Origin of the sequence: Providencia alcalifaciens (assembly GCF_020271745.1) — a bacterium.
Lineage (GTDB): Bacteria > Pseudomonadota > Gammaproteobacteria > Enterobacterales > Enterobacteriaceae > Providencia > Providencia alcalifaciens_B.
Genome location: NZ_CP084296.1, coordinates 1,343,707 through 1,356,227, shown reverse-complemented (window position 1 = coordinate 1,356,227; position 12,521 = coordinate 1,343,707). Strand labels below are relative to the sequence as shown.

The following is a 12,521-nucleotide window of genomic DNA, read 5'->3' as shown; positions in this document are numbered from 1 at the left end:
TAACGTTATGGCAAAACAACCAAGTTCCAAGCATTTTCCACTTTATCGCCTGTGATATCGCCCGGTTTTTGATCGTTTATCCATGTATATAATGGCTTGCCTTGGTAAGCCCACTGATAGGTGCCATCTTGTCGAGTGACAATACTAAATGGAGCACTGGCTACATCACTTTGTTGTGCTGCTAATGGTGGCCACTTAATCGCGCAATTACCATTACATGATGATAGTCCATTACTGTCTTTAGTGAATGTGTAAAGCGACATCTTCGTTTTATTGGTTAAAATCTTACCGTTATCGGTGTTATATACATTGACGGGTACGCTGTCTGCTCGAGCAATTGACCAAAGATTTTTAACTCCTGCACCATTAATATCACCAGGTTTTTGATCTTTACTCCACAAATAGAGAGGCTGGTGGTTCATTGCCCACTGCATTTTTCCATCTTTACGTTGGATTTTATTTAAACCGGGCAGGGATGATGTTTTATCGCTAACTAATAATGGTGGCCAGAGTTTGGTGCAATCATCATAGCAAACGGATTGATCAGGTTTATCATTATCAAAGTAATAGAGCGTCATACCTTGGTTATTGGTATAAACCTGACCTAGCGTGGTTTGTTGAGTTGAAATATCGGAAGCTGCTGCCGAAAAGGCAAACAGGCTTAACAGTGTGGCTGCGATGCGAATGTTCATTATTATTTCCTTGTTGAATGGGTATCAATAAGAGAGACGACAAGAAAATGAATTTAGATGCAGGGAAGTGAAAATAATTTTTAGAACGTTTTTTTGATTAAAAACGACCTGATAATCAACATTATCAGGCCGAAAAAGAGCAATAAAATGATGCAAAAAATCTTACAAGAAGGCTTTATACGGCAACTCAGGTTCGTTTTTAAAGATATCTTGGAAGCCTCTAAAATGCTGATAATGCATGCGCCCTTTATCGGTTGGGTAGGTATATTTTCCGCCAACTTGCCAGAAGAATGGGACAAATTTATATTGCAGACGCTCTTTTTTCATATTCCATAACACTTCAATTTCACGAGGGTCGTTTTGGAAGTTAGCCCAAATGTCGTGGTGGAATGGGATAACCGTCGTGCAATCTAATGATTCTGCAGCACGCAAAATATCGGAAGAGGTCATTTTGTCAGTAACACCGCGTGGGTTTTCGCCATAAGAAAGCAGTGCAACATCGATATTGTAGCGGTTTCCGTGCGCTGCATAGTAGTTGGAGTAGTGAGAATCCCCAGAGTGATACAGAGAGCCGCCAGTGGTTTCAATCAAATAGTTCACTGCACGCTCGCCCATACCGTCCAAAATAGCTTTGTCATAGGACGAAACACCTTTTGGTAAGGTCACTAGCGCTGTGCGATCGAATGAATCCAAAACGCGGATTTTCATATCGCCAATTTCAATCACATCACCTACTTTGACCACAATGCAGCGATCTTCTGGTACGCCCCAACTTGTCCATAGGTTTACACAAGCTTGTGGACCAATAAATTTAACGTGATCTCCACAGTTTTGTAGCACTGCTGCTGCAACGTTCACGTCAATATGGTCAGCGTGGTCATGGGATGCCAAAATGGCATCGACATCTTTAATTGCAAATGGGTCGAGTGGAAAAATCGCGGTACGTAAGTTGGGTTGCAGGGCTTCAACACCGCCCATACGCATCATTTGATGTTGCTGATTCATCAGGGGGTTTTTCTGGGTTTTCTTGCCTGTTCCACACCAAAAATCGATGGAAATGTTGGTGTTACCTTCGCTTTTCAACCAAAGACCTGTACAACCTAGCCACCACATAGAAAATGTGTTTGGCTCTACGACGGTTTTTTCGATCTCTTCATTGAGCCAGGTTCCCCACTCTGGGAATGTGCTTAAAATCCAAGATTCACGGGTAATTTCATTTACTTTACTCATAGTAACACCTTTCCTATCCAGAATTTCAAATGTAAGGGATTAGCGCCTTATTAATGAAAATAAGGCGAAATACAGAATAAATTTGTTAATTCGTTGAATTAGATAGTTAATCTAATTATACAAGGATGACTTGCGTGCCTTGGGCTTCGATGGCTTTGATAATTTTGGGATCGGCGTTTTTACCTGTGATGAGATAGTCAATTTTTTCGGCAGGGCAAAATAACATTCCCGTTCGGCTTCCGACTTTTGAGCTATCTACAACGACAACTAATTTATCAATACGATCTAGCATCTGTTGCTCCGCGACCGCAGTCAGCATATCTGTTTTGTACAGCCCTGTTTCGGTTAAACCTTTCCCTGAAGTAAACATCCAGTTACCAGCATATCCCATCAATGTGCTTAATGCAGGGTTGAGAAAAATACCTTGTGTTCGGTTATATTGTCCGCCAATCAGAACCACATCTTCATGTTCTTCTTCAATCAAGTAGCTGGCGAGAGGGAAATAGTTCGTTACTATCTGAACTCCTTTTCCACACAATTGCTGTCCTAGCAAAAATGCGGTGGATCCACAGTTGATAACGGCGCTATCTCCCGGTTGGCAAAGTTCTGCTGCTTTCATGGCTATTTGTGACTTTTCTTCATAATGATCGGTGCTGTTAATATTCAGCGGTGACCATCTGAGTCTTTTTTCTTCAATGCGCTCTGCACCATTACGTATTTTTTTTAGTTTGCCTTGCTCATCCAGCTTGGCGATATCTCGACGAGCAGTTGCGGGTGAGATATTAAAATGTTTTGTGATAAAAGATACGTTAATTATTTGATTTTCTTTCAATAAAGACAAAATTTCATGATGTCTTTGTGTCTCATTCATGTGTAGCGCCTTATTTCTGTATAATCATTTTTCGTCTTTAGTGATGATTATTATAGTCACAGTAGTTGGACAATTTTTGATTCAAAATGATTGGATTTGATTCTATATGATCATGATGAAAATTGTCAACTCACTAAATTCAAAAATTACTCATGCCAATTTAATCCATTAACTAACTGTAAATACTTACTTTTAATATATTTGTTGTGATCGGGTCAACAAATGTAAGGTTTTTTTCTGGTCAAAAAGTATCACTTAAAATAATCATAAACGAGCAAATTGTGATTGATTATGATTGCAAAATGTATTTGAGTGATTGAATCAATGAACTGTTTGATTATAGCGTGAGAATGCTTGTCTGTGATCAGGGCAATGTAATTTTAAATAAGATAATAATTCACACTAAATTTGATTTAGGGGTAAAAATATGGATTTTCTGTATGACTCATTCTATATTTTTTACAGCCAAGTAATGACCAAAGCCCCATTATTACTGGGATTAGTGACATTAATTGGCTACTGGCTTTTAAAGCGAGATGGTACAACCATCTTGAAAGGAACCATAAAAACTATCGTCGGCTTTATGTTAGTGCAAGTGGGCGCCGATACATTAGTCTCCAGCTTTAAACCTGTCATTGCAAAAATGTCAGAATATCATCACCTTACCGGTTCAGTTATCGACCCTTATACCTCAATGATGGCCACCATGGAAACCATGGGGGATAATTATTCATGGGTTGGGTATACGGTTTTGATTGCATTAGCAATAAATATTCTTTTGGTACTTTTCCGCCGTATCACGGGGATTCGTACCATTATGCTGACGGGGCATATCATGTTCCAGCAAGCTGGGTTGATTGCGGTATTCTATTTTGTGCTAGGCACCAGCATGTGGGAAACCATTATTTACTCAGCCGTTCTCATGGCGCTGTATTGGGGAATTTCATCCAATATTATGTTTAAGCCAACGGAATCTGTCACGGGGGGAGCTGGATTTTCAATCGGTCACCAGCAGCAAGTCGCATCCTGGGTTGCCACTAAAATAGCCCATAAACTCGGCGATAAAAACGATAGTGTTGATAATCTTAAGCTACCAAAATGGCTGCATATTTTCCATGATAGCATCGCAGCCACTGCCATTGTGATGACCGTTTTCTTCGGCATCATTCTCCTTTCCTTTGGGTTAACTAACTTGCAAGAAATGGCAGGGAAAACCCATTGGAGCATCTATATTCTCGAAACAGGTTTGAAATTCGCGGTCGCCATTCAGATTATTGTTACCGGAGTGCGGATGTTTGTTGCCGAACTTTCTGAAGCGTTTAAGGGGATTTCCGAGCGCGTTATTCCTAACGCGGTACTCGCCATTGACTGTGCGGCAATTTACGCTTTCTCTCCCAATGCCATGGTATTCGGCTTTATGTGGGGTGCGTTAGGGCAGTTTACGGCAGTATTAGTGATGCTTGGATTAAGCTCTCCGATCATGATTATTCCCGGCTTTATTCCGATGTTCTTCTCCAACGCGACAATTGGGGTATTTGCTAACCATTTCGGTGGTTGGAAAGCGGTCATGAAAATCTGTTTCGTTATGGGGATTATTGAAGTTGTTGGTTCTGCATGGGCGATCTCATTATTTAGCCAGCAAGGAACGGATTTTAGCGGCTGGATGGGGATGGCAGACTGGGCGTTAGTTTTCCCTCCAGTGATGCAGGGGCTTTCCTTCTCCAAATATTTCTTCTTTGTTTTGATTGGACTGTCGTTTGTTTACATGTACTTTGCGTCAAAAAAATTGCGTGCAGAAGAAGATGCACAAGCCGCTGCGGCAGCAGAGCCACAAGTGGAGCTGAGTGTTGAAAATGCGCTGGGTGAACCAACAGAACTGACTATTTCAACAGGCGCTAGACCCGTCAGTATTCTTGCAGTGTGTGGTAATGGACAAGGTTCATCAATGATGATGAAAATGAAAATTGCCAAGTACCTTGAAGGCAAAGGAATTCCTCATGTGATGGATTCCTGTGCGGTCTCTGATTACAAATCCAAACTGGCGAATACAGATATCATCGTCTCTTCCAAGCATCTCTCTTCTGAAATGGATGCAGGGGAAGGTAAATTCATTCTGGGTGTGCAGAATATGTTGAATCCCAACTCATTCGGCGATGAATTACTGGCGATTATTCATAATAACTTTATTGAGTCGAAATAAATCCAATAACTAAATTTGTCATGGGGATTCAGTGATGAATGTCCATGGCTATAGGAGAGCAATGTCATGGGTTTCAAACAATCTCTAATGGATAACAACTCCATTAAATTACATGCCTCAGCGGATAATTGGCAGGACGCGATTAAGATTGGCACCGATATGCTCATCGCATCGGGGGCGATTTTGCCAGATTACCATGAAGCGATTATTAGTAGTGTCAAAGAGTTAGGTCCTTATATCTGTATTGCACCTAATTTAGCCTTACCTCATGCCCGCCCAGAAAATGGCGTTTTAAAAACCGCATTTGCCTTGGTGACATTAAAAGAGCCGATTGTATTTGATGGGGAAAGTGAGCCTGTGGATGTTCTCATTACGCTTGCGGGAAGTTCTTCTGATGAACATATGGAAGGCTTGATGGAAGTCACTCAAGTACTGGATGATGAAGAGAGCGAAACGGGGATTGATCTCGATAAAATTCGCCGCTGCACCAGTGCAAGTGAGGTCTATCAGGTGATTGATGCTGCATTAGCTTAATGCTGCCATCTGCAAGATACCCGATTTAATCTAAAACACTAGGATAATCAAATGACTAAACCTTTAATTCAAATTGCATTAGACCAAACAAATCTGAAAGATGCGCTGGCAGTTGCTGACAATGTGGAGTCTTTTGTTGATGTGATTGAAATTGGCACTATTTTGGCTTTTGCGGAAGGTATGAACGCGGTGTCAACGCTACGTAAGAATCATCCATCACACATTATTGTTTGCGACATGAAAACCACGGACGGCGGTGCGATTTTATCGAAAATGGCGTTTGAAGCAGGCGCTGATTGGATCACGGTTTCAGCAGCGGCGCATATTGCCACTATCACCGCCTGTAAAAAAGTGGCGGATGAATTTGGGCGTGAAATCCAAATTGAACTGTATGGTAACTGGACATTAGATGATGCACAGCGCTGGGTGGATTTAGGGATCAAACAGGCGATTTACCACCGTTCTCGTGATGCTGAGTTAGCTGGAGTGGGTTGGGGGCCTGAAGATCTCACAAAAATGCGCCAACTTTCTGATTTAGGACTCGAGTTGTCGATAACTGGCGGGATTGTGCCAGAAGATATTCACCTTTTCGAAGGCATCAAAGCTAAAGCCTTTATCGCTGGGCGTGCATTGGTCGGGGAAAAAGGAAAAGCCACCGCAGAAGCACTGCGTGAACAAATTGCTCGTTTCTGGTAATTGGTATTGATAAAAGTCCCCTCGAACTTACTGAAGGGACTTATTTTTTTGTTTATAAGCGTTTACTTGGCAGTAGCATTACGGCAATACCGCCTATTACCGTCACCGCAGAGAATGCGGCAAAGTTCCAACTGCTGGCGACTCCAAGGCTGGCAATATAAGCCCCAAACATAGGGCCGGACATGGCACCTACACGGGAAATACTCATTGTCCAACCTGTTGCAGAAGCCCGCACACTGGATGGGTAGAAATGGGCGACATAACCCGTCAAAATTAATGGCGCAGAAATACAGCCAATCCCTGCGAGACCAACAAGCAAATAATTCATATAGATATTTTGCTTGAAGACCATCAATCCGATACCCATTGCACCGAGCATAAAGAAGAATGCAACTGTACCACGAGCGCCACATTTATCGGCGACTTTCCCGAGGAATAACCCACCTAGCGCAGAAGATAAACTGAACACCACTAAGAAGGTTAAGCTGGAGCCGAGATCATAACCTTCTTTACGCATAATGGATGGCAGCCACGTATTTAAGCCATAAACGATGAAGCCACCACAGAACAGTGCGACCCAAAAACAGCAGGTTGCTCGCAGGTAATCTTTGGAAAAGATAATTGCGACAACTTCTTTTAAGCTACGGGAAGACTGCTTTTCTTGCTTCACGGGTTCGTAATAGGTGACTTCAAGTTTCTCTGCCAGTTTTCTCGCTTTTTCGTGTTGCCCTCGGTTATTGAGATATTCAATAGACTCAGGCAATAGGCGGGACATTGGCCAAATTAATAATAAAGGTAATGACCCGATTATCATTACGCCACGCCAACCAAATTGGCTAAGAATAGCAATCGCCACTAACGCGGCACATAAGATACCCAGAGAGTAGCCTGAGTACATAATGGCATAGTTAAACGACCGTTTTTCGGTTGGTGAATATTCAATCGTGAGAGCCGCGGCTACGGGGATCACTCCGCCAAGTCCGATTCCACCGATAAAACGCATTAATCCAAAAAACCAAGGTGTTGGCGCTAAAGCGGTGGCTAACATAGTGGACGAAAATAGCGTAACACAGATTAATAGCATGCGTCGTCGACCATATAACTCGCTTAACGTTCCGATAATAAACGCACCAAAGAACATTCCCACGAGGGTGTAACTGCTCAAGGCGCCTAATTCAATAGGAGTTAAATTCCACTCTTTATATTCAGAGAGTGTGGGTAAAACCGCACCCATCACCCCCACGTCATAACCTTCAAATAAAATGCTTAGCCAGCAAACCAGCATGACTTTGAAGGTCGTGCGTTTTGAGGAGACAGATGTAATTTCAGATGTTTGTATTGTCATAAATCACTCTCTAATCGTTATTCGACCGATATTTTTTTAATGGCAAGTACGTATATTTTTAAATCTGAAAAGCCGACATTACACTTTACTTTTTTAAGTTAAATCACAATAGAAATGTTAATTAAATGTACAATAAATGCAGAAATAGGATATTTATTGCAGTTTTTGTTTTTTATTAAATTTTAATAAAACTTAATATTACACGCTATTTTTGTTTTCCATTTTAAGAATGAAAATGTTTTCCTATATTAATTTCAAGTGGAAATTAAAAATATCATTAAAATTATATATCAATGATTTTTATGGTGTTTTAAATAAAGTAACGTGATGTTATATTTATAAATAATAAGATTTTCGCTAGATTGTTAATATGTTTATGGCTTTTTATTTTATTTTAAATATTAGTGTTAAATATTAAGAAGATTAAGTTTAAATATCCAAAAAGTGCAAATTAATATTTATTTGACATAAATTTAACATATGAATAATATTCGATGAGTTTGATTTTTGAACAATACCAAATGCAGGTAAATCGAAAATAAAATCGGAGAATTATTATGATAAAGCCATATGGTGTAGTGGGTTTAGTGCCAACAACGTGGGGAATAAAAACGCGTAGCGATATTATGAAAAATATCGACCATCTTGAGGAGCTATCTCACGGTGCGCTGTGGCTATCTTCATTGGATCTTCCTGTTCGCTTACTCGTTCTCCCTGAGGGAGCTTTGCAAGGTTTCAACGATGAAGCTCTGGATTTACCGATTGCTGAATTTTTAAAAGATGGCGCCATTGATATCCCAGGCCCTGAGACTGACAGATTGGGGGAGTTAGCGAAATCTCAAAATGTGTACATTATGGCTCAGGCAAAAACCCGTGATCCAGATTGGCCGGGTATTATGTTTAACGTTGGGTTTATTATTGATCCCAAAGGTAACATTATCTTGAAGCACCATAAAATGTCCTCTTTGCTGCCATGTGAACGTTCGGCATCACCTCATGATCTGTACGATGAGTGGATAAAAAAATATGGGCGTTCATTACAATCTTTCTGGCCTGTTGTTGATACTGAAATTGGTCGATTAGGGGTAATGATGGCCATGGAAGGAAACTTCCCCGAAAACGGTCGCGGCCTGGCATTAAATGGGGCAGAAGTGGTGTATCGCGCCTCATTACCGACGCCATTTACTGAAAATGACCTGTTTGAGATTTCTAACCGCGCCCGTGCATTGGAAAATAATTTCTATGTTGTGGCGCCGAATATTGGCTCAATGTATATGTTCCCAACCACACAAGCGCCAATTGACTGTGGCGGTGGTCGCTCACTGATTGTGGACTACAAAGGTAAAATTGTGGGTAAACAAGAGGATACTAACGGCTCAACCTATGTGTATGGAGTGATTGATATTGAAGCCATGCGCCATCACCGCGCAAATGCCTCGGTGAGTAACTGGCTGAAAGATATTCGAACTGAATGCGCTCAACTTATTTATGAAACGCCAATTTACCCGAAAAATACCTACTTGCACGAGCCACAAGGTAATCATAAACACTATCGAGAGACTATTTTAAATAAGCAAATCGAGAAAATGATCGAGCGAAATGTGTTTGTACCGAGTGTGTATGATAAGCAATAACGGTCGCGATTAATCAAAAACCAACAGCGTGTATTGCGTTGTTGGTTTTTTTAATTCTAAGCTAACGGGCATCGCTATTTTCTATAACGCTTATAGATTTCAGTGGTGCCTATAGACAGGGTGCGATTTAGTTGTTTAGGCTGTGCAGCAAAATCAGCGTCGATTAAATAGGTGTTATTTTTATTGTCTTTTTTTACATTTCCATCAGAACCATAATCCATAATCATTCGTCCTCTTGATTTAACAAAATCAAAAGCCTCCTTACCTTTTATCGATTTCCCATCAATAAATTTAGTCACTAAAACAACATTGCCGTTTGCTAGCGTAGTCGAGCGAGAAAAATTAACATCTTGATTTATTTCATTTAATACTCTAGCGCAGCGACCGTACTCTGCATATTTATTGTATTTAAATATTAAATCGCGATGAGGAATTTTAATCACAAAGTTACCCATGCGATAGGCGATTCCATATTCTCCCTTACCAAGATAATTATGTCTGTTGAGGGTGACTGTGCGATTTGCAGAGTAGTTTTTGACTAAAAATGTAGGTCGATGATCTGCGCCGAACGCATCATTTTTAAAGATGATATTGAGGTGATGTAATTTTTCTGTGAATTGGTCTATTTCACTTGGTATCGTTTTTGCAATTATAGGCTCAATATGTACATTGTTTGGTGCTAAATTCGTATTTTTGAGTGTCTTTAAAGGGACAACTTCAGGGATTGCCAGTTTTACGAAACCTTGATGGGAAGGAATGATTTCGGTATTTTTTGTTTTTTTGGGGTGCTTTAACAATGCATTAAACAACTTGGTATTAAATAACCTGTTTATTCTCTCAATAAACACGTTTTTTTTATTTTTAGGTTTCGCCAACGCGGATTGGTTTTGTTCAATATGTGGTTGAGATATTTTACCTGTGCACCCATTACTTATTTTATTCATTGAATACTCTCCTTTTTAGATAAAAATATAAAAAAGAGAGTGTTAGAGATATCAAAAATGGATTTTCACCTAAAATTTAAAGGTGTTTTCAATATCGCTGAATATTGACTGCCATTCTGCGTCATCAATATCCATCAAACCAAAATGGCGCAAAATAAAAGTGCCTTCAGTGGCTAAAAATAGCAATCTAGCGCGTTTGCCGCTTTCTGTTGATAAATCTAAATTAGCAATGCGTTCTCGATACCATTTACGGGTGCTTTCTAAATATTCGGGTGTTTGAAGCAGAGAAGCCATTAATGCGGCACCTTTGGCGATACTGGTTTTATCGTGATCCGCGGTGGCTTTTATGTGGGCAATCACTCGACCTTCAGGACTGTTATCTTGGGCGATTGCTTTACTGAAAATCTCATCGTAAGAGTGGCTCCAGCGCTCGAACATGGCATCAATTAAGGCCTCTTTATTACCAAAGCAGTATTGGACTCCCCCTTTAGAAATCCCCATTGATTTGGCGACTGCATCAATCGTCAGTGCGGTGGCACCTTGATTAATGACAATCTCTTCTGCTGCTTCTAGCACTTTCTCGCGATCGATTGTTCGTTGACGTCCCATTTAAAAAAACCTCTTTTCAATACGTACGTATGGAATTATATTATAGCACGATCATCCATAAAGATGATCAATTAAACAAGTTGAGAAGATTTTATGATAGCAGATTATAAACGTTGGATTATCCTACTCTTAGTATCGAGTGTTTTATTTCTTATCGTCATTGATGTCACCGTGCTATACACCGCACTGCCTAAATTAACTCATGACCTAGGCGCAACAGCGTCTGAAAAATTATGGATCATGAATGCTTACCCGCTAGTCGTGGCGGGGCTATTGCCTGCTGCGGGAATGTTAAGTGATAAAGTTGGTCATAAGCGAATGTTTGTACTAGGGTTGCCCTTATTCGCATTGGCCTCTTTGTGCGCGGCATTTTCACCAAGCGCATTGAGCTTAATTTTATCTCGTGGATTTTTAGCCGTTGGTGCCGCGATTAGTATGCCGGCGACATTGGCCATTGTTCGTCAAGTGTTTTTGGACCCGAAAGAGCGGGCACTGGCGATTGGTATTTGGTCAGCAGTGGCATCGGGCGGTGCTGCAATTGGACCATTATTTGGCGGCGTATTACTTAATCATTTCTGGTGGGGCTCCGTCTTTTTAATCAACGTACCTGTCGTGCTGTTGGTGATCCCATTTGCACTTTCTTTAATACCAAAAAGTACGATAAATTCGCAGCAACCGATTGATTATTTAGGTTCCTTATTTGTCCTGGTAGGTCTGATTGGTTCAATCTACGCCTTGAAAGAGCTAGGAAAAGCCAATATTAATTGGTTCACGCTACTCATTGCTGGGGCGATCGGCATTGCCTTTCTGGTTATTTTTAGCCGTCGACAATTAGCATCAGAATCGCCCATGATTGATTTCAAATTACTTAGCGACCCACGTTTTTTTGCGGGCATTATGATGGCGATTTTATCCATCGTGATTATCGTTGGTATCGAACTTCTGTTAAGTCAGCGCTTGCAGTTGGTATTAGGTTATACCCCATTTGAGGCGGCGTTATACATTATTCCGATCCCGATTGCGTCTGTGTTAGCGTCTCCGTTAGCGGGTATATATTTGCATAAGGTCGGCGCTAAACTAATGATGATTTTAGGATTCACTTGCACATTAGTTGGCGTTGTTGGGGTTGCGTGGGTATTCAAAACCTCAACCGGCTTGATATTACTGTCATTCTTATCCTGTGTTGGGTTCGGGTTAGGTGCCATCTTTACCACGGCGTCAACGACCATCATGTTAAATGCGCCAGATGAAAAAGCAGGCATGGCAGCCTCCATTGAAGAAGTGGCTTATGAGCTAGGTAGCGTGCTTGGCGTGACATTCATGGGGGGCTTGATGAGCGCGGTTTATGCCTCAAAGTTGGTACTACCCGCCGGCTTCACAGTAGCAGACAAGGCCTATGATAGTCTTGATGAAGCGTTAATTGTGGCTGAAGGGTTACCGCAAGATAGTGCAGGCCTCTTAGTTAATCAGGCGAATATGGCATTTGATAGCGCATTTATGTCGGTCATGATAGCGACGATAATCGTGCTGGTGGTGAGCATTGTTGTGTTACCTTTTTTCTTTCACCGTAAAAAGGTCAATATTGCTTACTAAATAAAAAGGGAGCTATTGGCTCCCGGTTTATGACTTAACTTTGTGAATTAAAATTGATGCCGAGAATGGGCTAATGGCAAACAAGGCAAAACTTTTGCCGTTCTGAATTGGTGCTATTTCGTGAGACTTTAGGGAGTCAGGAGAATATTGAACAGGAGTAATACCGATTCGAT

11 protein-coding genes are annotated in these 12,521 nt (G+C 41.0%); 5 read left to right on the top strand and 6 right to left on the bottom strand.

Annotated features, from left to right (window positions below):
- Window positions 1-5: 5 nt before the first annotated feature.
- From LDO51_RS06225 to ulaR, 3 genes are all read right to left on the bottom strand, one after another.
- Window positions 6-692 carry a hypothetical protein gene (locus LDO51_RS06225; RefSeq protein ID WP_225576741.1) on the bottom strand — a complete coding sequence of 229 codons (687 nt, stop codon included), beginning with the start codon at window positions 690-692 and terminating at the stop codon, window positions 6-8.
- Between the two features lie 162 nt (window positions 693-854).
- Window positions 855-1,922: an L-ascorbate 6-phosphate lactonase gene (ulaG, locus tag LDO51_RS06220; RefSeq protein WP_225576740.1), complete on the bottom strand. Its 1,068-nt coding sequence runs from the start codon at window positions 1,920-1,922 to the stop codon at window positions 855-857.
- Between the two features lie 115 nt (window positions 1,923-2,037).
- Window positions 2,038-2,793, bottom strand: a complete 756-nt coding sequence (gene ulaR, locus LDO51_RS06215; protein WP_225576739.1) for an HTH-type transcriptional regulator UlaR — start codon at window positions 2,791-2,793, stop codon at window positions 2,038-2,040.
- A 427-nt stretch (window positions 2,794-3,220) separates the two neighbouring features.
- Here ulaR and LDO51_RS06210 point away from each other — a divergent pair, with 427 nt between their 5' ends.
- The 3 genes from LDO51_RS06210 (at window position 3,221) to LDO51_RS06200 (ending at window position 6,223) form a co-directional block, all read left to right on the top strand.
- Window positions 3,221-4,993 (top strand): PTS ascorbate-specific subunit IIBC, encoded by a 1,773-nt coding sequence (locus LDO51_RS06210; protein ID WP_225576738.1) that lies wholly within the window; start codon window positions 3,221-3,223, stop codon window positions 4,991-4,993.
- 66 nt (window positions 4,994-5,059) lie between these two features.
- Window positions 5,060-5,527 (top strand): PTS sugar transporter subunit IIA, encoded by a 468-nt coding sequence (locus tag LDO51_RS06205; RefSeq protein WP_225576737.1) that lies wholly within the window; start codon window positions 5,060-5,062, stop codon window positions 5,525-5,527.
- Between the two features lie 51 nt (window positions 5,528-5,578).
- Complete coding sequence (locus tag LDO51_RS06200; RefSeq protein ID WP_154599602.1) at window positions 5,579-6,223, top strand: 3-keto-L-gulonate-6-phosphate decarboxylase UlaD; 645 nt, start codon at window positions 5,579-5,581, stop codon at window positions 6,221-6,223.
- A 52-nt stretch (window positions 6,224-6,275) separates the two neighbouring features.
- On the opposite strand, the gene LDO51_RS06195 is transcribed toward LDO51_RS06200, so the two are convergent.
- A complete protein-coding gene (locus tag LDO51_RS06195) occupies window positions 6,276-7,568 on the bottom strand; it encodes an MFS transporter (protein ID WP_225576736.1) in 1,293 nt (430 codons plus the stop codon).
- A gap of 557 nt (window positions 7,569-8,125) precedes the next feature.
- Here LDO51_RS06195 and LDO51_RS06190 point away from each other — a divergent pair.
- Window positions 8,126-9,202, top strand: coding sequence for a nitrilase-related carbon-nitrogen hydrolase (locus LDO51_RS06190; protein WP_154628065.1), 1,077 nt, complete (start codon window positions 8,126-8,128; stop codon window positions 9,200-9,202).
- A gap of 74 nt (window positions 9,203-9,276) precedes the next feature.
- On the opposite strand, the gene LDO51_RS06185 is transcribed toward LDO51_RS06190, so the two are convergent.
- Together LDO51_RS06185 and LDO51_RS06180 are read right to left on the bottom strand one after the other, a co-directional pair.
- Window positions 9,277-10,146, bottom strand: a complete 870-nt coding sequence (locus LDO51_RS06185) for a hypothetical protein (RefSeq protein ID WP_225576735.1) — start codon at window positions 10,144-10,146, stop codon at window positions 9,277-9,279.
- A gap of 69 nt (window positions 10,147-10,215) precedes the next feature.
- Window positions 10,216-10,755: a TetR/AcrR family transcriptional regulator gene (locus LDO51_RS06180; protein WP_225576734.1), complete on the bottom strand. Its 540-nt coding sequence runs from the start codon at window positions 10,753-10,755 to the stop codon at window positions 10,216-10,218.
- Window positions 10,756-10,848: 93 nt separating this feature from the next.
- On the opposite strand from LDO51_RS06180, the gene LDO51_RS06175 reads away from it, so the two are divergent.
- Window positions 10,849-12,348 carry an MFS transporter gene (locus tag LDO51_RS06175; RefSeq protein WP_225576733.1) on the top strand — a complete coding sequence of 500 codons (1,500 nt, stop codon included), beginning with the start codon at window positions 10,849-10,851 and terminating at the stop codon, window positions 12,346-12,348.
- Window positions 12,349-12,521 lie beyond the last annotated feature (173 nt).